This is a genomic window from Elioraea sp. Yellowstone (genome assembly GCF_006704265.1).
GTDB lineage: Bacteria > Pseudomonadota > Alphaproteobacteria > Acetobacterales > Acetobacteraceae > Elioraea.
Genome location: NZ_VIKA01000050.1, coordinates 1 through 22,447, shown reverse-complemented (window position 1 = coordinate 22,447; position 22,447 = coordinate 1). Strand labels below are relative to the sequence as shown.

At 73.9% G+C, this 22,447-nt stretch carries 21 protein-coding genes, 1 tRNA gene and 1 riboswitch; of the genes, 10 read left to right on the top strand and 12 right to left on the bottom strand.

Features of this window, described 5'->3' with window-relative positions; genetic code table 11:
- The coding region (locus FK498_RS09310) for an NADH-quinone oxidoreductase subunit F (RefSeq protein WP_141853850.1) at positions 1-1,167 on the top strand (1,167 nt) is incomplete at its 5' end.
- A complete protein-coding gene (gene fdhF, locus FK498_RS09305; protein ID WP_141853848.1) occupies positions 1,164-3,911 on the top strand; it encodes a formate dehydrogenase subunit alpha in 2,748 nt (915 codons plus the stop codon). The genes FK498_RS09310 and fdhF, both read left to right, overlap by 4 nt.
- A gap of 189 nt (positions 3,912-4,100) precedes the next feature.
- Here the strand turns inward: fdhF and FK498_RS09300 are convergent, their stop codons facing one another.
- The 3 genes from FK498_RS09300 to dapD are packed head-to-tail and all read right to left on the bottom strand — an operon-like array spanning position 4,101 to position 6,629.
- Positions 4,101-4,667, bottom strand: a complete 567-nt coding sequence (locus FK498_RS09300; RefSeq protein ID WP_141853846.1) for a hypothetical protein — start codon at positions 4,665-4,667, stop codon at positions 4,101-4,103.
- Complete coding sequence (dapE, locus tag FK498_RS09295) at positions 4,664-5,806, bottom strand: succinyl-diaminopimelate desuccinylase (protein ID WP_141853844.1); 1,143 nt, start codon at positions 5,804-5,806, stop codon at positions 4,664-4,666. The genes FK498_RS09300 and dapE overlap by 4 nt, the downstream gene beginning before the upstream one ends.
- A complete protein-coding gene (gene dapD / locus FK498_RS09290) occupies positions 5,799-6,629 on the bottom strand; it encodes a 2,3,4,5-tetrahydropyridine-2,6-dicarboxylate N-succinyltransferase (protein ID WP_141853843.1) in 831 nt (276 codons plus the stop codon). Before dapD ends, dapE begins: the two co-directional genes overlap by 8 nt.
- Before the next feature lie 137 nt (positions 6,630-6,766).
- On the opposite strand from dapD, the gene FK498_RS09285 reads away from it, so the two are divergent.
- Complete coding sequence (locus FK498_RS09285) at positions 6,767-8,134, top strand: diguanylate cyclase domain-containing protein (protein ID WP_141853841.1); 1,368 nt, start codon at positions 6,767-6,769, stop codon at positions 8,132-8,134.
- A complete protein-coding gene (locus FK498_RS09280) occupies positions 8,131-9,450 on the top strand; it encodes a DUF2336 domain-containing protein (RefSeq protein WP_141853839.1) in 1,320 nt (439 codons plus the stop codon). Before FK498_RS09285 ends, FK498_RS09280 begins: the two co-directional genes overlap by 4 nt.
- Positions 9,451-9,559: 109 nt before the next feature.
- Here FK498_RS09280 and argB read toward each other — a convergent pair whose 3' ends face one another.
- The 6 genes from argB to rpmH are packed head-to-tail and all read right to left on the bottom strand — an operon-like array spanning position 9,560 to position 13,702.
- A complete protein-coding gene (argB, locus tag FK498_RS09275; protein ID WP_141853837.1) occupies positions 9,560-10,456 on the bottom strand; it encodes an acetylglutamate kinase in 897 nt (298 codons plus the stop codon).
- Between the two features lie 52 nt (positions 10,457-10,508).
- Complete coding sequence (yihA, locus tag FK498_RS09270) at positions 10,509-11,225, bottom strand: ribosome biogenesis GTP-binding protein YihA/YsxC (protein ID WP_141853835.1); 717 nt, start codon at positions 11,223-11,225, stop codon at positions 10,509-10,511.
- On the bottom strand, positions 11,171-12,952 hold the full coding sequence (yidC, locus tag FK498_RS09265) for a membrane protein insertase YidC (RefSeq protein WP_141853833.1): 1,782 nt from the start codon (positions 12,950-12,952) through the stop codon (positions 11,171-11,173). Before yidC ends, yihA begins: the two co-directional genes overlap by 55 nt.
- Positions 12,952-13,200 (bottom strand): membrane protein insertion efficiency factor YidD, encoded by a 249-nt coding sequence (gene yidD / locus FK498_RS09260; protein ID WP_141853828.1) that lies wholly within the window; start codon positions 13,198-13,200, stop codon positions 12,952-12,954. The genes yidC and yidD overlap by 1 nt, the downstream gene beginning before the upstream one ends.
- The gene (rnpA, locus tag FK498_RS09255) at positions 13,197-13,550 is read right to left on the bottom strand and encodes a ribonuclease P protein component (RefSeq protein ID WP_141853826.1); all 354 of its coding nucleotides are present in this window, start codon (positions 13,548-13,550) and stop codon (positions 13,197-13,199) included. The genes yidD and rnpA overlap by 4 nt, the downstream gene beginning before the upstream one ends.
- A gap of 14 nt (positions 13,551-13,564) precedes the next feature.
- Positions 13,565-13,702: a 50S ribosomal protein L34 gene (gene rpmH / locus FK498_RS09250; RefSeq protein WP_141853824.1), complete on the bottom strand. Its 138-nt coding sequence runs from the start codon at positions 13,700-13,702 to the stop codon at positions 13,565-13,567.
- A gap of 207 nt (positions 13,703-13,909) precedes the next feature.
- Here rpmH and FK498_RS09245 point away from each other — a divergent pair, with 207 nt between their 5' ends.
- From FK498_RS09245 to FK498_RS09230, 4 genes are all read left to right on the top strand, one after another.
- Positions 13,910-14,650 (top strand): TVP38/TMEM64 family protein, encoded by a 741-nt coding sequence (locus FK498_RS09245; RefSeq protein ID WP_141853822.1) that lies wholly within the window; start codon positions 13,910-13,912, stop codon positions 14,648-14,650.
- On the top strand, positions 14,643-16,091 hold the full coding sequence (locus FK498_RS09240) for an NAD(P)/FAD-dependent oxidoreductase (RefSeq protein WP_141853820.1): 1,449 nt from the start codon (positions 14,643-14,645) through the stop codon (positions 16,089-16,091). Before FK498_RS09245 ends, FK498_RS09240 begins: the two co-directional genes overlap by 8 nt.
- A 71-nt stretch (positions 16,092-16,162) precedes the next feature.
- Positions 16,163-16,966, top strand: coding sequence for a hypothetical protein (locus FK498_RS09235; protein ID WP_141853818.1), 804 nt, complete (start codon positions 16,163-16,165; stop codon positions 16,964-16,966).
- 6 nt (positions 16,967-16,972) lie between these two features.
- A complete protein-coding gene (locus FK498_RS09230; RefSeq protein WP_141853816.1) occupies positions 16,973-17,998 on the top strand; it encodes a patatin-like phospholipase family protein in 1,026 nt (341 codons plus the stop codon).
- Between the two features lie 207 nt (positions 17,999-18,205).
- Here the strand turns inward: FK498_RS09230 and apaG are convergent, their stop codons facing one another.
- From apaG to metZ, 3 genes are all read right to left on the bottom strand, one after another.
- Positions 18,206-18,613 carry a Co2+/Mg2+ efflux protein ApaG gene (gene apaG / locus FK498_RS09225; protein ID WP_141853814.1) on the bottom strand — a complete coding sequence of 136 codons (408 nt, stop codon included), beginning with the start codon at positions 18,611-18,613 and terminating at the stop codon, positions 18,206-18,208.
- Between the two features lie 7 nt (positions 18,614-18,620).
- Positions 18,621-19,238 carry a LysE family translocator gene (locus tag FK498_RS09220; RefSeq protein WP_141853812.1) on the bottom strand — a complete coding sequence of 206 codons (618 nt, stop codon included), beginning with the start codon at positions 19,236-19,238 and terminating at the stop codon, positions 18,621-18,623.
- Between the two features lie 63 nt (positions 19,239-19,301).
- Positions 19,302-20,519, bottom strand: coding sequence for an O-succinylhomoserine sulfhydrylase (gene metZ / locus FK498_RS09215; protein WP_141853810.1), 1,218 nt, complete (start codon positions 20,517-20,519; stop codon positions 19,302-19,304).
- A 97-nt stretch (positions 20,520-20,616) separates the two neighbouring features.
- Positions 20,617-20,659, bottom strand: a riboswitch (SAM riboswitch).
- A 119-nt stretch (positions 20,660-20,778) separates the two neighbouring features.
- Here metZ and FK498_RS09210 point away from each other — a divergent pair.
- Both FK498_RS09210 and hrpB read left to right on the top strand, forming a co-directional pair.
- A tRNA-Gly gene (locus FK498_RS09210) sits at positions 20,779-20,852 on the top strand.
- Positions 20,853-21,042: 190 nt separating this feature from the next.
- Positions 21,043-22,447: ATP-dependent helicase HrpB (hrpB, locus tag FK498_RS09205; RefSeq protein WP_141853808.1), on the top strand; the 1,405-nt coding region annotated here is incomplete at its 3' end.

Here is a 22,447-nt window from a genome sequence, read left to right as displayed (position 1 = left end):
GCCCTTGGAGTAGCTGCCCTCGGCGAGCAGGGTCTGGCCGTTGTGCTCGACGCCGAAGCGCGCGCGGAACGTGCCGCGCTCGGTGCCGCTGGCGATCCCGATACCCTGACCGCGCTGGTCGAGCGGGCGGGGCTGCGCGGACTCGGCGGCGCCGGTTTCCCGGCGGCCCGCAAGTGGCGGCTGACGCGCGCCCATCCGGGCCCGCGCCATCTCGTCGTGAACGCCGACGAGGGCGAGCCCGGCACCTTCAAGGACCGCTGGTGCCTGGAGACCGAGCCGCATCGCGTGCTGGAAGGGATGCTGATCGCGGCGCGCGCGATCGAGGCGGAGACCTGCTGGATCTACCTGCGCGACGAGTACCATCACCTGTTCGCGCCGCTGCGCCAGGCGATCGCCGATCTGCGCGCGGCCGGCTTGTTCCGCGGCGAGATCCACCTGCGGCGTGGCGCCGGCGCCTATGTCTGCGGCGAGGAGACCGCGCTGCTCGAGAGCCTCGAGGGGCGACGCGGCTATCCGCGCCACAAGCCGCCGTTTCCGGGCGAACGCGGCCTGTTCGGCCGGCCGACGCTGATCCACAATGTCGAGACGCTGTGGTGGCTGCCGGAGATCGTGGCGGGCGGAGCGGAGGCGTTCGCCGGACAGGGGCGGCACGGGCGCACGGGACGGCGCCTCTATTCGGTCTCGGGCCGCGTGCGCGATCCGGGCGTGAAGGACGCGCCCGCCGGCATCACCGCGCGCGAGCTGGTCGAGGAGTTCTGCGGCGGCATGACGGCAGGCCACCGCTTCGCCGCCTACCTCCCGGGCGGCGCCTCCGGCGGCATCCTGCCCGCCGCGATGGCCGACCTGCCGCTCGATTTCGGCACGCTCGAGCCGCAGGGCTGCTTCGTCGGTTCGGGCGCGGTGATCGTGCTGTCGGACCGGGACGACCTTGCGGAGGCCGCACGCAACCTCCTCCGCTTCTTCCGCGACGAGTCCTGCGGCCAGTGCACGCCGTGCCGCGTCGGCACGGCGAAGGCGGCGGCGCTGCTGGAGGCGCCGGTCTGGGACCGTGCTCTGCTGACCGAGCTCGCCGCCGCGATGGCGGACGGATCGATCTGCGGGCTCGGCCAGGCGGCGATGAACCCGGTGCTGTCGCTGATCCGCCACATCCCGGAGGCCGTGCCGTGAGCGTGACCTTCGTCCTCGACGGTGCCGCGGTCGAAGCGCGCGCGGGCGAGACGATCTGGCAGGTCGCCAGGCGACTCGGCACCGAGATCCCGCATCTCTGCCATCTCGACCAGCCAGGCTACCGCCCGGACGGCAACTGCCGCGCCTGCCTGGTGGAGATCGAGGGCGAACGCGTGCTCGCCGCCTCCTGCCTCCGCAGGCCGGCACCCGGCATGGTGGTGCGCACGGCAAGCGAGCGGGCCGTGCGCACGCGGCGCATGGTGTTCGAGCTGCTGCTCGCCGACCACGCGCCGCGTGATCCGCACGGGCCCTTCGCGCGCTTCGCCGCCGCCCTCGGCGTCACGGCGAGCCGCTTCGCGCCCGGCGCCGGGGCGCCGGCGCCGGATGCGAGCCATCCCGCCATGCTGGTGCAGCTCGATGCCTGCATCGCCTGCGGTCTCTGCGAACGCGCCTGCCGCGAGGTGCAGCACAACGACGTCATCGGCATCGCCGGGCGCGGCGAGGGCGTGCGCGTGGTGTTCGACGCCGCCCGGCCGATGGGCGAGAGCACCTGCGTGGCCTGCGGCGAGTGCGTGCAGGCCTGCCCGACGGGCGCCCTCCTGCCCAGATCGGTGGTGCGCGAGGGCGTGCGCGGCGCCGTGCCGGATCGCGTCGTCCCCTCGGTCTGCCCGTATTGCGGCGTCGGCTGCCAGGTGGACTTTCACGTCAAGGACGACCGCATCGTCGAGGTCACGGGCCGCAACGGTCCGGCCAATCTCGGCCGGCTCTGCGTGAAGGGGCGGTTCGGCTTCGACTACGTGACGCACCCGGACCGGCTGACCGTGCCGCTGGTGCGGATCGAGGGCGCGGCCAAGGACGGGGCGGATGCCGCCGATCCGCGTGCGGCACGCGCGAAGTTCCGCGCGGCGAGCTGGGAGGAGGCGCTCGATCGTGCCACCGCGGGGCTGCGCCGCATCCGCGACACGGCCGGCCCATCGGCGCTGGCCGGCTTCGGCAGCGCCAAGGGCTCCAACGAGGAGGCCTATCTGTTCCAGAAGCTGGTGCGCACCGGCTTCGGCACCAACAACGTCGATCACTGCACGCGGCTCTGCCACGCCGCCTCGGTCGCCGCATTGCTGGAGGGGATCGGCAGCGGCGCGGTCACCGCGCCCTTCACCGCGGCGAGGGATGCCGATGTCATCCTGGTGATCGGCGCCAACCCGGCCGAGAACCACCCCGTGGCCGCGACCTTCCTCAAGGACGCGGCGGCGCGCGGTGCCACGCTGGTGGTGGCCGATCCGCGCGCGACGCCGCTCGACGCCCATGCGCGCCACGTGCTGCGCTTCAGGCCCGGCGCGGATGTCGCGCTGCTCAACGCCCTGCTCAACGTCGTGGTGACGGAGGGGCTCCACGACCGCCAGTACGTCGCCGCACACACCGAGGGCTTCGAGGCGCTCGCCGCGCATGTGCGCGCGTTCACGCCCGAAGCGATGGAGCCCCTCTGCGGCGTGAGGGCCGAGACCATCCGGACCGTCGCGCGCGCCTTCGCGACCGCGCGCGCGGCCCTGATCCTCTGGGGCATGGGCATCAGCCAGTCGGTGCACGGCACCGACAACGCGCGCGCGCTGATCGCGCTCGCGCTGATCTGTGGCCAGATCGGCCGTCCCGGCACGGGGCTGCATCCGCTCCGCGGCCAGAACAACGTCCAGGGCGCCTCCGACGCGGGGCTGATCCCGATGATGCTGCCCGACTACCGGCGCGTCGGCGACGGCGAGGCGCGCGCGCGCTTCGAGGCGGCCTGGGGCACGGCGCTCGACCCCGAGCCCGGCCTGACCGTGGTCGAAATCCTGAACGCCGCCCACGAGCGCCGGATCCGCGGCATGTACATCATGGGCGAGAACCCGGCGATGAGCGATCCGGACGCCGCGCACGCCCGAGACGCGCTCGCCCGGCTCGACCACCTCGTCGTGCAGGACCTGTTCCTGACCGAAACGGCAGCGCTCGCCGATGTCGTGCTGCCGGCAAGCGCTTGGCCCGAGAAGACCGGCACGGTGACGAACACCAACCGCCAGGTGCAGATCGGCCGCGCCGCGCTGAAGCCGCCCGGGGAGGCGCGGCAGGATCTCTGGATCATCGTCGAGCTCGCCCGCCGGCTCGGCCTGCCCTGGCAGCACCGTCCGGTCGGCGAGGTCTATGCCGAGATGGCCGCGCTGATGCCCTCGCTCGCGCACATCACCTGGGAGCGGCTCGAGCGCGAGGGCGCCGTCACCTACCCGACGCGCGGCCCCGACCGGCCCGGCGAGGAGATCGTCTTCGCCGACCGCTTCCCCACGCCCAGCGGCCGTGCGCGGCTGGTGCCGGCGGGGCTCTCCGATCCGGCGGAGCTGCCCGACGACACCTACCCCCTGGTGCTGGTCACCGGCCGCCAGCTCGAGCACTGGCACACCGGCACGATGACGCGCCGCGCGGCGGTGCTCGACGCGCTCGAACCCGCCCCCGCGGCGAGTCTCGCGCCGGCGGAGCTGCGCCGGCGGGGCCTGCGGGCGGGCGAACGGGTGCGCGTGGCGACGCGGCGCGGCGCGGTCGAGCTCGCACTGCGCGCCGAGCCCGGCCTGCCGGAGGGGATGGTGTTCATCCCCTTCGCCTATCGCGAGGCGGCGGCGAACCTGCTCACCCACCCGGCCCTCGATCCGTTCGGCAAGATCCCCGGGTTCAAGTACTGCGCCGCGCGCATCGAGCCCCTCCCGGCGCACGCCGCCGACTGATACCCGGCCGACAGAGGTTCGACCTGTGCCGGCCGGGCATCAGGCCTTGGTTTTGCGCGCGGCCGCCCCTTGAGCCCCGCGCGCCATACCCTCCGCACAAAGGTCAACCCCTTGTGATCCGCGCATGATCGCCTGCCGCCGGAGCGCCGCGCCGCGGCGGCCCGAGATCGCCTGCCGCACGGACGGGCGTCAGCGCGCGAGGCCGATCGACAGCGTCAGCCCCGAGATGAACAGGCCGAGCACCAGGTCCACCCCGACCACGGCGACCGCGCGCGGCCCCGGCACGTCCAGCGCCTCGCGCGCGACGAACCACTGCAGCCAGAGCACGTAGCCGAGCGCGACCAGCGTGACCAGCTGGCCGAGCCCGTGCGGCAGCACGGCGGCGAGCAGGGCGCCGGCGAGGAACACCAGGACCTGGAACAGGTTGGTCCAGTTCCAGGCGCAGACGAAGAGCGGCCAGCGGTGCAGCCGGTGCATCGCGCGGGCGATCGCCAGCATCGTCAGCGGCAGGGCGAACCAGCCCGTCACGTAGCCGATCGCCTCGGCGATCCAGAGCCGCAGCGGATCGGCCTCGGCCACCATCGGCGGGCTCGAGAGCAGCTTCAGCGCCAGGAAGAACGGCGCGGCGACGAACATGGCGGCGAAGCTGCGCCAGGCGCCGGCAGGCGTGCCGTCGAGCAGATCGAGCCCGATCGCGCGGCCGCGCGCCAGCAGCGACACCGAGGCCAGCCCCGCCGCGACGTCGCGCGCGCTCACGTCGCGAAGGCGTCCAGGATGCGTTCGTAGGCGCGGGCGAGCGCGCGCAACTCCGCGACCGGCACGCGCTCGTCGGCCTGGTGCATGGTGCTGCCGACCAGGCCGAACTCGGCGACCGCGCAGTAGCGCGCGATGAAGCGCGCATCCGAGGTGCCGCCGCCGGTGTCGAGCCGCGGCGTCACCCCCGTGGCGGCCGCGATCGCGCCGACGAGCCGCTCGACCTCCGCCCCCGGCGTGGTCAGGAACGCCTCGCCCGAGCACGAGAACGCCACCTCGTGGCGCGGCGCCGCGGCGGCGATGATCCCGCGCATCCAGGCCTCCAGGCTCGCCGCCGTGTGGCGGTCGTTGAAGCGGATGTTCCACCGCGCCTCGGCGCGCGGCGGGATCACGTTGCCCGCCGGGTTGCCGACATCGACGCTGGTGACCTGCAGGGTCGAGGGCTCGAACCACGCCGTGCCCTGATCGAGCGGGCGCTCGGTCAGCGAGTGCAGCACGCGCACCAGCCGGTGCACCGGGTTGTCGGCGCGCTGCGGATAGGCGACGTGGCCCTGCGTGCCCTCCACCACCAGCCGGGCACTCAGCGATCCGCGCCGGCCGATCTTCACGAGGTCACCCAGTGTCGCCACCGAGGTCGGCTCGCCCACGAGGCAGAACCCCGGGATCTCCCGCTGCGCCGCCATCCACTCGAGCACCTTCGCGGTGCCGTCCACCGCCTCGCCCTCCTCGTCGCCGGTGATCAGCAGCGCGACGGCGACGGGCGGGCGCCCGCCGTGACGGCCGAGCCAGGCGGCCAGGGCGGCGACGAAGGCGGCGATGTTGCCCTTCATGTCGACCGCTCCCCGCCCGTAGAGCAGTCCGTCGCGCAGCTCCGCGCCGAAGGGATCGACGGTCCAGGCCCCGGCCCCCGGCGGCACGACATCGGTGTGGCCGGCGAAGCAGAGCACCGGCCGGCCGCTGCCGATGCGGGCATAGAGGTTGCGCACCTGCCCGTAGGTCAGCTCCGAGCAGGCGAAGCCGAGCCGGGTCAGCGCCGCGGCCAGCACGCGCTGCGCGCCCGCATCCTCGGGGGTGACGGAGGGGCAGCGGATCAGCGCCGCGGCGAGCGGCAGCGGGTCGGCGAGGTCGCCCGGTTCAGTCACGCAGCAGGTCGTTGATGGAGGTCCTGGCGCGCGTCCTCTCGTCCACGCGCTTGACGATCACCGCGCAGTAGAGCGCGGGGCCGGGCGAGCCGTCCGGCAGCGGCCGGCCGGGCAGGCTGCCCGGCACGACCACGGAGTAGGCGGGGACGCGGCCCATGAACACCTCGCCGGTGGCGCGGTCGATGATCTTGGTGCTCGCCCCGAGATAGACCCCCATCGACAGCACCGAGCCGCGCTCGACGATCACCCCCTCGGCCACCTCCGCCCGCGCGCCGATGAAGCACTCGTCCTCGATGATCACGGGGGCGGCCTGCAGCGGCTCGAGCACGCCGCCGATCCCCGCACCGCCCGAGATGTGGCAGTTCCGGCCGATCTGTGCGCAGGAGCCGACGGTCGCCCAGGTGTCCACCATCGTGCCGGCGTCGACATAGGCGCCGACATTCACGAAGCAGGGCATCAGCACCACGCCCGGGGCGACATAGGCCGACCGGCGCACCACCGACCCCGGCACGGCGCGGAACCCGGCGGCGCGGAAGCGGCTCTCGTCCCAGCCCGCGCATTTCAGCGGCACCTTGTCGAAGGCGCCGGCGGCGGTGTCCATCGGGCGGCTGTCGGCCAGGCGGAACGAGAGCAGCACGGCCTTCTTCAGCCATTCGTGGACGACCCAGCCGTCCGGCCCGGGCGAGGCGACGCGCGCCGCCCCGGAGTCGAGCGCCTCGAGCGCCGCCTCCACCGCCTCGCGCGCGCGGCCGCCGGTCGCGGGCGAGAGCTCCGCCCGCCGCTCCCACAGCGCCTCGATCTCGTCCTGCAGCGCCCCGTCCATGCCGCGGTCTCTCCCCTGTGCTGGCCGGGCGCGAGCCTCGCGGCACGGGTTCCCCCTGTCAACGGCGTGGCCGCCCGGCAACCCGGCGTTAACGCGGATCGGGGTTCACTCGGCAAGCCGCAGCACGGACGTCCGGGATGACCCTCGATCTCGCGCCATCTCATTTCGACAGCGCACTGCGCGACGCGCTGCTCGACAGCCGCCAGCGCTGGCGCGATCTCGTCGACATGGCGGCCGACTTCGCCTGGGAGACGGACGCGGAGGGCCGCTTCACATTCGTCTTCCCCGATCCCGTCCTGGGCTGGGCGGCGGGAGAGCTGATCGGCCGATCGGCGGATGACGTGCTGGCCGAGGGTCCGGCCGGGATGCCCACCTTCTCGCCCTTCCGCCCCGATCGCCAGCGCCGCGGCGTGCGCGCCTGGCTGCGCCGGGCGGACGGGCGGCTCGCCTGCCTCTCCTTCGCCGGCGTGCCGCTGGTCGACGCCGACGGCACGCTGATCGGCGCGCGCGGCGTCGGCCGCGACGTCACCGAGGAGGAACGCAGCACCGGCGCGCTCGCCACGGCGCTCAGGCGCGAGGCGCTGATCGATGCGGTGCTGCAGGAGACGCGCAGCGAGGTGCTCGCCAAGGACATGCTGGCCGGCGCGGCGCGCGCGATGATGCCGGCGCTGGGCGCGGCCGGCGCCGCCATCCTCCGCCGCACCGACCAGGGCCTCGCGCCCGTGGTGACGGTGGGCGAGACCATCCCGGCGCTGGTCGCGGCCGCGACGCGGCTCGATCCCGGGTCAGGCCCGGATACGGTGACGGAGCACGGGGCGGATGGCCGCCCGCTCGCCGCGGCGGCCGCGTTGCAGCCGGGCGGCGGGGGCGGGCTGCTGATGATCTGGCGCGGCCCGGGCGCGCGCCCCTGGGATGCCGAGGAGCGGATGCTGATCCACGCCGCGGCCGATTTCGTCGGGCTGCTGCTCGCCCAGGAGGCGATGCAGGCCGAGATGCTGCGCCAGGCGCGCACCGACCCGCTGACCGGGCTCCTGAATCGCCGGGCCTTCTTCGAGGAGCTGGAGCGCCGGCTCGAGCGGCTGGACCGGCAGTCCCAGCCCGGGGCGCTGCTGTTCGTCGATCTCGACAATCTCAAGCCGGTGAACGACCGGCGCGGCCACGAGGCGGGCGATGCCGCGATCCGCGCGGCGGCCGGGCTCCTGCGCGCGGCGGTGCGTCCGACCGACCTGGTCGCGCGCATCGGCGGCGACGAGTTCGCGCTCTGGCTCGACGGGGCGGACCAGCGCATCGCCATCGGTCGGGCCGAGCGCATCGTCGCCGATGCGCCGCTCGCGCTCGCCCATCACGCGCCCGACGAGGAGACGCGGATGTCGCTCTCCGTCGGCATCGCCATCCGCGCCCCAGGCACGCGCGAGGCGGCGAGCCACCTGATGATCCGCGCCGATGCGGCAATGTACGCCGCCAAGCGCGGTGGCAAGGCCGGGTGGAGCCTCGCAGCGCCATGAGCACGATCCGGCGTCCGCCCATGCGGGCGGCCGATTACGAGGACGCCAAGCGCATCGCGCGCCACGGCAGCACCGACGAGCGCGCGGCCCTCGCCCGGCGCGCCGACATGGCGCCGGAACTGCTGTTCTACCTCGCCGCCGACCGCGACAGCGACGTCCGCGTGGCGGTCGCGGCCAACGGCCAGACCCCGCCGCAGGCCGACCGGCTGCTCGCCGACGACGCCGACGAGCGGGTGCGCGTGGCCCTCGCCCGCAAGATCGCCGCGCTCGCGCCGCAGCTCGATCCGAACAGCCAGGACCGGCTGCAGAAGCTGACCGCCGAGACGCTGGCGCGGCTGGTGCGCGACACCGCCGTGCAGGTGCGCGCCGCGATCGCCGAGGTCGTCAAGTCCATGCCCGACGCGCCGCGCGATCTCGTGCTGGCGCTGGCGCAGGACACCGAGATTCCGGTCGCGGGGCCGGTGCTCGAGCTCTCGCCGCTGCTCTCGACCGAGGATCTGCTCGCGCTCGTGCACGCCCCGCCCGGGCCGGAGACCGTGAGCGCAATCGCCCGGCGGCCGCATCTGAACGAGACCGTCTCCGACGCGATCGCCCAGACGGCGAACTCGCCGGCGATCACCGCCCTGTTGCGCAACCGTTCGGCGCAGATCCGCGAGGCCACGCTCGACGCCCTGATCGCGCGCGCCTCGGAACATGTCGAGTGGCACGAGCCCCTGGTGCACCGGCCGCATCTGTCGGCGCGCGCGGCGCGGGCGCTTTCCGCCATCGTCGCCGAGCACCTGGTGCAGGCACTCGCGACACGGCCCGATCTCGATCCCGCGACCGCCGAGTTCCTGCGCCGTCAGGTGGTGAAGCAGATCGCGTGGGGGACGCCCTCGGTGCCGACGCACCGGTCCGACCTGCCGCTGCCGGTCGATGCCTTCGCCGCCGCGGGCGAGCTCAAGTCGCGCGGACGGCTGACCGAGGCGCATCTGCTCGCCGCCGCGGATCGCGGCGAGGTGCGCATGGTGGCGGCGATGCTCGCGCGCGCGGCCGATGTCGCGCTCTCGGTCGTCGAGCGCGCGGCCAATCTGCGCAGCGCCAAGGGTCTGGTGGCGCTCTGCTGGAAGGCCGGGTTCTCGATGCGCGCGGCGGCCAGCGTGCAGGGGCTGCTCGGCCGGCTGCCGCCCGACGCGATCCTCGCCGCGCCGGCCGGCACCTGGCCGCTGACCGAGGAGGAGATGCGCTGGCACCTCGCCTTCCTCGCGCGCGAGAGCGCCGCCGCCCAGCGCCATCAGGCGACCGCGCCGCAGGCGATGCAGCCCGCCTCGGGCTGATACCCGGAGCACCAAGGCTCGACCCGTGTGCGGAGGGTATCGCGCGCGGGGCTGGCGGGGCGGCCGCGCGCCGAACGGCGCCGGGGCAGGCGTCGGGCGCGGCGGCCCGCTACAGCCGGATCAGGGTTCCCGCGCCCTGCTCGGTGAAGAGCTCGAGCAGGATCGCGTGCGGCACGCGGCCATCCAGGATCACCGCCGCCTCCGCGCCGGCCTTCACGGCCGCGAGGCAGTGCTCGACCTTCGGGATCATGCCGCCCGAGATGGTGCCGTCGGCGATCATCGCCTCGGCCTGGCTTGCGGTCAGTTCCGGGATCAGCCGCTTGTCGCGGTCGAGCACGCCGGGAACGTCCGTCAGCATCAGCAGGCGCTTGGCCTTCAGCGCGCCGGCGACCGCGCCGGCCACGGTGTCGGCGTTGATGTTGTAGGTGCGCCCGTCGGGGCCGAGGCCGACGGGGGCGATCACCGGCACGATCTCGGCCCCCTTCAGCGCCTCGAGCACGCGCGTGTCGATGTGCTCGGGCTCGCCGACATAGCCGAGATCGAGCGCGCGCTCGATGTTCGACTCCGGATCCCGTTTCGTGCGCGTCATCTTGCGCGCGCGGATCAGTCCGCCGTCCTTGCCGGAGAGCCCGACCGCCATCACCCCGGCCTGGGTGATCAGCGAGGCGACCTGCTTGTTGACGATGCCGGCGAGCACCATCTCGACCACCTCGACCATCTTCTCGTCGGTCACGCGCAGCCCGTCGACGAAGGTGGACTTGATCTGCAGCCGCTCGAGCATGGCGTTGATCTGCGGGCCGCCGCCATGCACCACGACCGGGTAGAGGCCCGAGAGCTGCAGCCAGGCGACGTCGCGGCCGAAGGTGACGGCGAGATCCTCCTCGCCCATGGCGTGGCCGCCGTACTTGATGACGATCGTCGCCTCGTCGTAGCGCAGCAGGAAGGGCAGCGCCTCGGACAGGATCCGCGCCCGCTGCTCGCCCGTCGCCACGCCGCCGCTGCCCATCCGGCCCTCCTCCGTCTGCCGCGGCGCGCATAGCGGGCGGGCCCGCGCGCGGTCAAGCGAGGGCGGCCAGTTCCGCGCGCAGTTCCGGGATGCCGAGGCCGGTCGCGGCGCTGGTGGCGAGCACCAGCGGATGCGCCGCCGTGTGGCCGCGCGCGACCGCCGCGGCCTTCGCCGCGAGCGCGGCGAGCACCGGCGGCTTCACCTTGTCGGCCTTGGTCAGCACGAGCTGGAACGCCACCGCCGCCTCGTCCATGAGCGCCATCGCGGCCGCATCGGCCGGCTTGAAGCCGACGCGCGCGTCGATCAGCAGCACCACGCGCCGGAGCGTCGGGCGGCCGCGCAGATAGCCGAACATCGTGCCCTGCCAGGCCTGCTTCACGCTCTTCGCCGCCTCGGCATAGCCGTAGCCGGGCATGTCGACGAGCAGGAGACGGCCGGCGAGGTCGAAGAAGTTGAGCTGCTTCGTCCGCCCCGGCGTGGCCGAGACGCGGGCGAGCCCGTGCCGGCCGGTGAGCGCGTTGAGCAGGGACGACTTGCCCACGTTCGACCGGCCGGCGAAGGCCACCTCCGGCCCGCGCGGCGGCGGGAGCTGATCCAGCGTCTGGGCGGCATGCACGAAGGCGCACGCGCCGGCGAACAGCACCCGCCCGGCCTCGATCAGGCCGGCGCGGGCGGCCTCGTCCCGCGCCTCGGCAAGCCCGCCCGGCGGGCGGCTCACGTCTTGGCGGGCGCGGGCTGCTGCTGCGCCACCCGGCGCATGATCAGCCATTGCTGGGCGATCGAGAGCAGGTTGTTCCACGACCAGTAGATCACCAGGCCGGACGGGAACGAGGCCAGCATGAAGGTGAACACGAAGGGCATCAGCATGAACACCTTCTGCTGCACCGGGTCCGGCGGCGTGGGGTTCAGCTTCTGCTGGAAGTACATCGTGGCCCCCATGATCAGCGGCCAGATGCCGAGATGCAGGAAGGGGCCGAAGATCGGGATCACCGTCGGGTCCCAGGGGATCAGCCCGAACAGCGTGAAGATGTTGGTCGGGTCAGGCGCGGAGAGGTCGCGGATCCAGCCGAAGAACGGCGCATGGCGCATCTCGATGGTGACGAACAGCACCTTGTAGAGCGCGAAGAACACGGGGATCTGCAGGATGATCGGCAGGCAGCCGGAGACGGGATTGACCTTCTCGCGCCTGTAGAGGGCCATCATCTCCTGCTGCAGCTTGGCCGGGTCGTCCTTGTACTTCTCCTTGAGCTCCTGCATCTTCGGCGCGAGCAGCTTCATCTTGCTCATCGCCTTGTACGACTTGTTGGCGAGCGGGAAGAACAGTCCTTTCAGGAACAGGGTGAAGATCAGGATCGCCACCCCGTAATTGCCGAAGAGCTCGCCGAGCCAGTGCAGGGCCCAGAAGAACGGGCGCGTCAGGAAGTAGAACCAGCCCCAGTCGATCGCCTTGTCGAGCCCCTCGACGCGCAGCTGCGCGGCGTAGCGGTCGAGCAGCGCGACCTCCTTGGCGCCGGCGAACAGGTAGCTGCGCACGGTCTCGCGCAGCCCGGGGCCGATCTGCTTCTCCCCGGCGAGGAAGTCGATCTGGTAGCGCGGCGTGCCGTTCTCCTGCGGCACGCGCCAGGTGTAGGTGGTCGTCTGCGCCTGGTCGGGGATCAGCGCGCCGAGCCAGTACTTGTCGCTGAAGCCGGCCCAGCCGCCGCGCCCGTCGCGCGTGAACGCGACCCCTCCCTGCTTCTCAGCCTCGTCCCTGGCGGCCTTGTAGGTCTGTTCGGTCAGGCGGCCGTCGAACACGCCGACCAGCCCCTCGTGCAGGATGAAGAACCCGGCCGTCTCGGGCGTGTATTCGCGCCGGATGCGGCCCCACGGGTTCACCGCCACCGTTGCGGCCGCACCGTTGATCACGCGCTGCTCGACCGTGAACAGGAAATGCTCGTCGATGCCGATCGCGATCTCGAAGCGCTGGCCCTCGCCGTTGTCCCAGAACAGGGTCACCGGCCGTCCCGGCCCCAGCACCGTGGCCGAGGTCTGCCAGACCGTGTCCGGAGCCGGCACCTTCACCCCCGAGCCGACGGCACTCCAGCCGAACTGGGCGAAATAGGCCTCCGGGCCGCCGCGCGGGCTCAGCACGCGCACGCGGTCGCTGCCGCGGTCGGGAGTGACGCCGTAGCGGCGCAGCGTGACATCGTCGATCACCGCGCCGACCAGGTTGATCGAGCCGACCACGTCGGGGCTGTCGATGCGCACGCGCAAGGACGCCGGGGTGGTGGCCGGCATGGGAGCCGCGGACGCGCCCGGCGCGGGGGTTCCGAGCGCGGCCGGAGCCTCGCCCGGCATGGCGGGGGGGCGGGGCGCCTCGCGCTCGGCCTGCGCGGCAAGCTCAGCCTGGCGCGCCCGCTCGGCCTCGCGCAGCGGCTGGTTCCAGAGCATCTCGAAGGCGAAGAGGATCGCGATCGAGATGGCGATCGCGACGATCAGGCGCTTCTGGTCGACCATCATCCGTCCTTGTCGGGGGCATCGCAGCGCCGCGGCACCGGATCGTGCCCGCCCGCGCACCACGGGTTGCAGCGCAGGATGCGCCAGGCGGCAAGGCCCGCGCCCTTCACCGCCCCGTGGGTGGCGATCGCCTCCTTGGCATAGGCGCTGCACGAGGGCTCGAAGCGGCAGTTCGCGCCGATCACGGGGCGCAGCGTCCATTCGTAGGTCACCACCGCCCCGCGCAGCAGATGCGCGAGCGGGCTCACGGCGCCGCCCCGATCCGGGCGAGGGCGGTGCGCAGATCCCCGACCAGCGCCGCGAACGGCCGCTCCAGCGTGGCGGCCCGTCCGACCAGCACGAGATCCCAGCCCGCGGGGCCGGGGCGGAGCACCGCGTCGGCGGCGGCGCGCAGCCGCCTTCGGGCGCGGTTGCGCGCCACCGCGCCGCCGATCTTGCGCGAGCAGGTGAAGCCGAGCCGCACCCCCGGGCGCCCTTCGACCTTCAGCCCCTGGACCAGCATTCCGGGCATGACCTGCTTGCGCCCCCTGGCGGCGACCGCGAGGAACTCGGCGCGCCGGGTCAGCCGGGCAGGGCGAGGTGGCGCGGTGCCGGGCACCCGGTCCGACGCGGTCAGGCCGAGAGGCGCTTGCGCCCCTTGGCGCGCCGCGCGGCGATCACCCGGCGGCCTCCCGGCGTGGCCATGCGCGCGCGGAAGCCGTGGCGGCGCTTGCGGACGAGCTTGCTCGGCTGATAGGTGCGCTTGGCCACGGGCGGAACTCCTGTTCGGGCGCAATAGGAAGAGGCGCTCGCACGACCGGTCCGCGCGGCGCTCCGACGGCGGAGCCTATAGCGAGCGCGACCTCGGGCCGTCAATGTCGCCCGCCGCAAGCCTCGGCCGCATCGCCCGGCAGCGGTGAAACCCGGACACCGCCGCCGGCGAAGGAGGAAAGCCTGCCGGAAAAGGACCCTCGCGACATGACGGCTGACGCGACCGCGCCCCCGCGCGGCGGATGGAGGCGGCTCTGGCCCCTGGCGCTCATCGGCGCCGGCATCGCCGCCGCCTTCGCGCTCGGGCTCGACCGGCATCTCTCCGCCGAGGCGCTGGCGGCGAATCACGCCGCCCTCGCCGCCCTGGTGCGCGCCAACCCGCTCGCCGCCGCGGGGGGATTCCTCGCCGTCTATGCCGCGGCGGTGGCGATCTCGGTGCCGGGCGGGGTGGTCCTGACGCTGGCCGGCGGGCTGCTGTTCGGTCATCTCTGGGGCACGGTGCTGTCGGTGATCGGCGCGACCGCGGGCGCGGTGCTGCTGTTCCTGGCCGCGCGGCATGCGCTGGGGCCGCTGCTCGCGCGCCGGGCGGAGCGGCTGCTCGACCGCATCCGTCCCGGGCTGGAGCGCGACGGCCTCTCCTATCTCCTGGTGCTGCGGCTGGTACCGCTGTTCCCGTTCTGGCTGGTCAACCTCGCCCCGGCGCTGGTCGGGATGCGGCTCGGCCCCTACGCGCTCGGCACCTTCCTCGGCATCATCCCGGCGACCGCCGTGTTCGCCGGCATCGGCGCTGGGCTCGGCGAGATCCTCGCCGCCGGCGGGCGGCCCGATCCCGGCGTGATCCTCTCGCCCGGCGTGCTGCTGCCGCTCATCGGCCTTGCCCTCCTGTCCCTCGTCCCCGTGATCCGGCGCCGCATCGCCGCGCGCCGTGCGGAGAAGTCCCATGCCTGAGCGGCGCGCGTTCGACCTCGTCGTGATCGGCGCGGGTGCCGCAGGTCTCTCCGTCACCGCGGTCGCGGCCCAGCTCGGCGTGCCCGTGGCGCTGATCGAGCGCGGCGCGATGGGCGGGGACTGCCTGAACTTCGGCTGCGTGCCCTCCAAGGCGCTGCTTGCCGCCGCGCACCATGCCGCCGCGATCCGCACCGCGCCGCGCTTCGGCGTCTCCGCCGGCGAGCCGCAGGTGGATTTCGCGCGCGCGCTCGATCACGTCCACCGTGCCATCGCCGAGATCGCGCCCAACGACAGCGAGGAACGCTTCCGCGCGCTCGGCGCGACCGTGATCCGCGGCGAGGCGCGCTTCACCGGCGCCGACACCGTCGCCGTGAACGGCGAGACGCTGACGGCGCGGCGGATCGTCATCGCCGCGGGCGCGCGCGCGGCGGTGCCGCCGATTCCGGGGCTCGCCGCCGTGCCCTACCTCACCAACGAGACGCTGTGGCGGAATCGCAGCCGCCCGCGTCACCTGATCGTCATCGGCGGCGGGCCGATCGGGCTGGAGATGGCGTTCGCGCATCGCCGCCTCGGCGCGGAGGTGACCGTGCTCGAGGCGGCGGCGATGCTCGGCCGCGACGATCCGGAACTCGTCGAGGGCGCGCTGCTCGCGCTGAAGGCGGAAGGGATCGTGCTGCGGGACGGCGTGACGATCGCCCGCGTCGAGGGACGCGAGGGCGCGATCGCGGTCGTGCTCGACGGGGACGGCGGGGCCGAGGAGCGCATCGAGGGCTCGCACCTCCTCGTCGCCACCGGCCGCCGGCCCAATCTCGACACGCTCGATCTCGACAAGGCCGGGATCGAAACGACGCGGTCCGGCGTGAAGGTCGATCGTGGTCTGCGCAGCGTCTCGAACCGCCGCGTCTACGCGATCGGCGACATCGCCGACGTGGAGGGCGTGGGGCCGCGCCAGTTCACCCATGTCGCCAGCCATCACGCGGGCGTGGTGATCCGCTCGGCGCTGTTCCGCCTGCCGGCAAAGGTGGACTACGCCGCCCTGCCGCGCGTGACCTATCTCGACCCCGAGCTCGCCCAGGTCGGCATGACCGAGGCGGAGGCGCGCGCGGCCGGGCATCGCGACCTCGCGATCCTGCGCTGGCCGCTCGCCGAGAACGACCGTGCGGTCGCGGAGGGGACGACGCGGGGGCTGGTGAAGGTCGTGGCGACGCGCAGGGGCAGGATCCTCGGCGCCGGCATCCTCGCCCCGCACGCGGGCGAGATGATCGGGATGTGGGGGCTCGCGATCGCAGCCGGAATGAAGCTCTCCACCGTTGCGGGCATGATCGCGCCCTATCCGACGCTGGCCGAGGCCGGCAAGCGCGCCGCCGGCCAGGCCTTCGCGCCGAGGCTGTTCGCGCCGACGACGAGGCGGATCGTGGCGCTCCTGCGCCGTTTCGGCTGAGTGCCGCGATCCCGCGCTTGCGCCGGGGCGACGAGCGCGGCTATCCGGAAGGGGATTCGCTGGAGGTTCAGATGCGCCGTGGCGTTGGCCTCGTCCTCGTCGCCGGTCTGGCCGCCCTGCCTGCGGCGGCGCAGCAGGGCAACATGCTCGATGCGGTCGGCGGCTCGCTCTGGCCGCGCGGCGGCGGCGCCGACAGCAAGGTCGGCGGGCAGAGCGGTGCCGGGCTGCTGGACGGCACGCTGCGCCTGGATTTCGGCCCCGGCTTCACCGTGCAGGGCGAGGCCCAGGGCGGCGCCTATGGCGGCTCGGACGGCACGGGCGGCCGGCTGCAGCTCTGGTGGGCGAACGAGGCGCTCGGGCTCGCCGGGGTGTTCGCCGAGAGGGGCGAGAAGAACAGGCTGATGCAGCGCCGCATCGGCGCGCGGGGCGAACTCCATCTCGGCCCCTTCACGCTGCGCGGCGAGACCGGCTACGTGGTGGGCGATCGCGCCGCGACCGGCCAGGTCCGCCCGGGGCTGTTCGGCACCGCCGCGCTGTCGTTCTACCAGAGCGACGATCTCGGCTTCACCGGCGGGATCGGCGGGCAGAACGGGCGCGGTGTCGGCTTCGCCAATGTCGAATGGGCGCCGCCGTTCCTGCCGCGCAACATGGCGCTGACGCTCGACGGCGCCTCCGGCGCCGGCGGGTTCCTGATCGGCCTGGTCGGCCTCAGGCTGACCTTCGGCGCCGGGGCGGAGGCGCCGTTGCGCCAGCGCCAGATGGGCCGCATGCCGGGCTTCCCGAGCTACGACCCGGGCGCGTTCGGCGGCGTGCGGCGCCCCGATCCGCTGGTGCCGCCGTCCTCCGAGGACTGCCCGGTCACCACCTCCTGCTGAGCCGCGGTGGCCGAGCGCGCGCCCCGGCCCCTCGTCAACCTCGCCCTGCAGGGCGGCGGCGCGCACGGCGCCTTCACCTGGGGCGTGCTCGACTTCCTGCTCGAGGACGGGCGGCTCGGCTTCGACGGGCTCTCGGGCACCTCGGCGGGCGCGATGAACGCGGCGCTGACGGTGCAGGGCCTGGTCGAGGGCGGCGCGGCGGCGGCGCGCGCGAAACTCGCGACGTTCTGGGGCCGGATCGCCGAGGCCTTCGAGCGCTCGCCGCTCAGGCCCAACCCGATCGAGCGCTTCCTGTTCGGCCACGACCTCACCTTCACCGCGGGCTATCTCGCGCTCGACGCGCTCACCCGCACGCTCGCCCCCGCCCAGTTCAACCCGCTCGATCTCAACCCGCTGCGCGACATCCTCGAGGACCTGATCGACCTCAAGGCCCTGCATGGCTGCACGCAGTACCGGCTGTTCGTCAGCGCGACCAATGTGCGCACCGGGCGCAACCGGGTGTTCACCGAGAAGGAGGTGACGATCCCGGCGCTGCTCGCCTCGGCCTGCCTGCCGCATCTCTACCGCGCCGTGGAGATCGACGGCGAGGCGTACTGGGACGGCGGCTACATGGGCAATCCCGCGCTCTGGCCGATGTTCTACCGCTGCACCGCGCCCGACCTGGTGGTGGTGGAGATCAACCCGATCCACCGCCCCGAGGTGCCCGACACCGCGCCCGAGATCATCAACCGCATCAACGAGATCAGCTTCAACACTGCGCTGATGGCGGAGATGCGCGCGATCGCCTTCGTGCAGAAGCTGCTCGACCAGGGCGCGGTCGATCCCGCGCGCTACAAGCGCCTGTTCGTGCACAGCATCCACGCCGAGGAGGCGATGGCGCGGTTCAACGTCTCGACCAAGTTCAACGGCGATGCGGCGTTTCTCGCCGAGCTGAAGGCGCTCGGGCGCGCGGCGGCGCGCGCCTGGCTCGCGACCGCGTTCGACAAGATCGGCCGCGCCTCGTCGGTGGATCTGCGCGCGCGCTACCTCTGATACCCGGCCGACAAAGGTTCGACCTTTGCCGGCCGGGCATCAGGCCTTGGTTCTGCGCGCGGCCGCCCCTTGAGCCCCGCGCGCCATACCCTCCGCACAAAGGTCAAACCCTTGTGCTCCGGGGATGATACCCGCCGCGCAAAGGCTCGCCCCTTGTGCGGCGGGTAGCGCGCGCAGGGGTGGTGCGGCGGCTGCGCGCGAACGAAATCAGTGCAGCCGGATCGGCTGGTGCGGGGAGTCCAGCGAGAAGGCCGGGATCACCACGTCGAACATCTCGCCGGTATCGCGCACCACCATGTGGTAGAGCCCCGACATGATGCCCGAGGGCGTGCCGAGCGGCGTGCCGGAGGTGTACTCGAAGCTCTCGCCGGGGCCGAGCACGGGCTGTTCGCCCACCACGCCCGGGCCGTGCACGCGCTGCACGCGCCCTGCCGCGTCGGTGATGGTCCAGGTGCGGCGCAGGAGCTGCACCGTCTCCTCGCCCTCGTTGTCGATCGTCACGCGATAGGCCCAGACGAAGCGGTTCTCGTCCGGCGCCGACTGCTCCTCGAGGAACTGCGTGCGCACGCTGACGCGGATGCCGCGCGTCACCTCCGTGTAGTGGCCGTCCGCCACGCCGGCCTCAGACGCGCCGCATCGCCGCGGTCGCGGCCCCGGCGCCGATCAGCATGGCACCCCCGGCGCGGTTGACGAGGCGCCGCAGGGCGGGCCGCCGCGCCGCGCCGGCGAGCCGCGCCGCCAGCACCGCATAGAGCGCGGCATTCGCCGCCGCCATGACGACGAAGGTCGCGATCAGGATCGCCGCCTGCGGCGCGAAGGCGGCGCCGGGGACGACGAACTGGGGGACGAAGGCGACGAAGAAGGCGATGCTCTTGGGGTTGAGCGCGGTCACCACATAGGCGTCGCGCATGGCGCGCCGGGCGGGCAGCGCGACCGGAGCCGCACTGTCGGCCGGCACCGGGGCGCGCCAGAGCGCGAGGCCGAGCCAGATCAGATAGGCCGCGCCGATCCACTTCACGACGGTGAACGCGGTCGCGGAGGCGGCGAGCAGCGCGCCGAGCCCGGTCAGCGAGAGCGTCATCGCCGTCAGGTCGCCGAAGGCGACGCCCGCGACGAGCGGCAGCGCGCCGCGCCGCCCGGCGCCGAGCGACTGGGCGATCACCAGCAGGATGGTGGGGCCCGGGATCGCGAGCACCACCGCCGATGCCGCGACGAAGGCGATCCAGGTCTCGACCGTCATGGCCTCTCCGCATGCGGGCGCGGGCGCGACTCTGACACTCCGCGCGGGCGGCGCAAGCCCCGGCTACTCGGCGGCGCGGGCGAGGCGCGCGGCGGCCAGCGCGCGACGCAGGTCCTCGATCAGGTCGCGCACGTCCTCGAGCCCGACCGAAAGCCGCACCAGGCCGTCGCCGATGCCCAGGCGCGCGCGCTCCGCCGGCCCGATCCGCATATGCGTGGTGGTGGCGGGATGCGTCACCAGGCTCTTGGCGTCGCCCAGGTTGTTGCTGATGTCGATCAGGCCGAGCGCATCCATGAAGCGGAACGCCGCCTCCTTGCCGCCGGCGAGCTCGAAGCTCACCACCGTGCCGCCGGCCGACATCTGGCGCATCGCCAGCGCATGCTGCGGATGATCGGCGCGGCCGGGATAGAGCACGCGCGCGACGGCGGGCTCGGCGGCGAGCATGTCCGCGATCTCGGCCGCCGAGCGGCACATCGCCTCGAGCCGCACGGGCAGGGTCTCCAGCCCCTTCAGCATGATCCAGGCGTTGAACGGGCTGATCGCGGGGCCGGTGTTGCGGATGAAGGGCTGCAGCGTCTCCTCGATCCACCGCCGCCGCCCGAGCACCGCGCCGCCGAGGCAGCGGCCCTGGCCGTCGATGTGCTTGGTGCCGGAGTAGATCACCACGTCGGCGCCGAAGGCGAGCGGCCGCTGCAGGAGCGGGGTCGCGAACACGTTGTCCACCATCACCACCGCGCCGGCATCGTGGGCGAGTGCCGCGACCGCTTCAAGGTCGATGATGTCGAGGCACGGGTTCGACGGCGTCTCCAGCAGCACCGCGCTCGCCGGCCGGGACAGGGCCGCCCGCCACTGCGCGAGATCGGTGCCGTCGACGAAGGTGCTCTCGATGCCGAACTTCGGCAGCAGCGTCGAGACGATCCAGTGGCAGGAGCCGAACAGCGCGCGCGACGCCACCACGCGATCGCCCGCCTTCAGCTGCGCGAGCAGGGCGGCATTCACCGCCGCCATGCCGGAGGCGGTGGCGCGGCAGGCTTCGGCCCCCTCGAGGGCGGCGAGGCGCTGCTCGAACATGGTCACGGTCGGATTGCCGAAGCGCGAGTACTGGTAGTGGTCGGCCTCGCCGAGGAAGGTCGCCTCGGCCTGGGCCGCGTCGTCGTAGACGAAGCCGGAGGTGAGGTAGAGGGCCTCGCAGGTCTCGCCATGGTGGCTACGCGCGAGCCCGCCGCGCACGGCGGTCGTGGCGGCGCGGGGCGCGGCGGCGGGGCGGGGACGGTCGGTCATCGGACCCTCTCTCGTCTGGGTCCGGCCATGCGAGACGCGCACGGCACGGCGCCGCACGCTGGCCTCTTTAGCCGGGTGCCGCCTCGGCACCCGTCGCGCTTGTTTCACCTCGCCGCAAGCCGGCCGGACAAATCGCGAGGGCGGGCTCGGCCCGCGGCGCCATCGCTAGGCCGACAGCGCCCGGAAATCAAGACGCCGCCGGCGGCGCGTCGGCATGGCTTGAACGGCGCGGGGGGCACGCCCTATACATCGGCTGCGCGCGGGTATGATGTAATGGTAGCCTGCCAGCTTCCCAAGCTGGATGCGCGGGTTCGATTCCCGCTACCCGCTCCAGGCCCTGGCCGGGCTCCGCACCATGCCGGCGCGGTGCGACCATTCCGCGCCGCCCGCCCCGGCGGTTCGGCTTTGGCCCGTCGCAGCGCGCATCCGGCGCCGCGAGCCCCGGGACAGCCGGTGGTGGCCGGGTGCGGGACGGTGACGAGGGCCGGTTGCCCGGACGCGCGACCGGACGCATGAGACACGCGTGACGTTCCCCCTGCCGGCGGCGGCCGCCGCCCTGCCCGTCGCCGAGACGCTGCCGGCGCTCGGCGAGGCCCTCGGCCGCGGCAACGCCGTCCTGATCGCCCCGCCGGGCGCGGGCAAGACCACGGTGGTGCCGCTCGCGCTGCTGGCGGCACCCTGGCGCGACCCGACCGCGCGCATCCTCGTGCTCGAGCCGCGCCGGGTGGCCGCGCGCGCCGCCGCCCGACGCATGGCCGCGCTGCTCGGCGAGAAGGTCGGCGCCACGGTGGGCGTGCGCACCCGGCTCGATGCCGCCGTCTCGTCGGCGACACGGATCGAGGTCGTCACGGAGGGGCTGCTCGTGCGCCGGCTGCAGTCCGATCCGGGGCTCGCCGGTGTGGCGGCGGTGGTGTTCGACGAGGTGCACGAGCGCTCGCTCGATGCCGATCTCGCGCTTGCGCTGACGCGCGATCTGCAGGCCGGGCTCAGGCCCGAGCTGCGCCTGGTCGCGATGAGCGCCACGCTGGACGGCGCGGCCTTCGCGCGCCTGCTCGCAGCACCGGTGATCGCGGCCGAAGGGCGGATGTTCCCGGTCGCGGTCCGCTGGGCCGCCCGCGACACCGATGCGCGCGACCTGCCGGAGGTCGCGGCGGCGACCGCGCGCCGCGCGCTCGCGGAGACGGCGGGCGACGTGCTCGTCTTCCTGCCCGGCATGGCCGAGATCCGCCGGGCCGAGGCGGCGCTCGCCGATGCGCCCGCGGTCGTCCGCCCGCTGCACGGCGAGCTTCCGCCCGAGGCGCAGGACCTCGCGCTGCGCCCCGACGCCGAGGGACGGCGCAGGATCATCCTCGCCACCGCGATCGCCGAGACGAGCCTGACGGTCGAGGGGGTCACGGCGGTCGTGGATGGCGGCTTCCGCCGCGCGCCGCGCTTCGATCCCGGCTCGGGGCTGACGCGGCTCGTCACCGTGCGGATCAGCCGGGCCGCCGCCGACCAGCGCGCCGGGCGCGCCGGCCGGCTCGGGCCGGGCATCGCCTACCGGCTCTGGACCGAGGCGGCGCATCGCGGGCTGGCCGCCGCCGATCGGCCGGAGATCCTGGAGGCCGATCTCGCCCCGCTCGCCCTCGATCTGGCCGCCTGGGGCGCCGATCCGGCGGCGCTGCCGTTCCTTGACCCCCCGCCCGCAGGCGCGCTCGCCGCGGGGCGTGACCTCCTGCGCGCGCTCGGCGCGCTCGACGCGCGGGGCGCGATCACGCCGCACGGCCGGGCGATGGCGCGGCTCGGCGCGCATCCCAGGCTCGCGGCGATGATGGCGGCCGCACGGGAGGGCGGAGCGGCCGAGGCGGCGCTCGCCGCCGACCTCGCCGCCGTGCTCGAGGAGCGCGATCCGCTGCGCGGCGGCGAAACCTCGGCCGACATCCGCCTGC

Bases quoted from the DNA above. Each gene is read 5' to 3' on its own strand.
- dapD (WP_141853843.1), bottom strand. From the start codon at position 6,629: ATGGACGGGGCGCTGCAGGACGAGATCGAGGCGCTGTGGGAGCGGCGG.
- FK498_RS09285 (WP_141853841.1), top strand. From the start codon at position 6,767: ATGACCCTCGATCTCGCGCCATCTCATTTCGACAGCGCACTGCGCGAC.
- FK498_RS09280 (WP_141853839.1), top strand. From the start codon at position 8,131: ATGAGCACGATCCGGCGTCCGCCCATGCGGGCGGCCGATTACGAGGAC.
- argB (WP_141853837.1), bottom strand. From the start codon at position 10,456: ATGGGCAGCGGCGGCGTGGCGACGGGCGAGCAGCGGGCGCGGATCCTG.
- yihA (WP_141853835.1), bottom strand. From the start codon at position 11,225: ATGGCTGATCATGCGCCGGGTGGCGCAGCAGCAGCCCGCGCCCGCCAA.
- yidC (WP_141853833.1), bottom strand. From the start codon at position 12,952: ATGGTCGACCAGAAGCGCCTGATCGTCGCGATCGCCATCTCGATCGCG.
- FK498_RS09245 (WP_141853822.1), top strand. From the start codon at position 13,910: ATGACGGCTGACGCGACCGCGCCCCCGCGCGGCGGATGGAGGCGGCTC.
- FK498_RS09240 (WP_141853820.1), top strand. From the start codon at position 14,643: ATGCCTGAGCGGCGCGCGTTCGACCTCGTCGTGATCGGCGCGGGTGCC.
- FK498_RS09235 (WP_141853818.1), top strand. From the start codon at position 16,163: ATGCGCCGTGGCGTTGGCCTCGTCCTCGTCGCCGGTCTGGCCGCCCTG.
- FK498_RS09220 (WP_141853812.1), bottom strand. From the start codon at position 19,238: ATGACGGTCGAGACCTGGATCGCCTTCGTCGCGGCATCGGCGGTGGTG.
- metZ (WP_141853810.1), bottom strand. From the start codon at position 20,519: ATGACCGACCGTCCCCGCCCCGCCGCCGCGCCCCGCGCCGCCACGACC.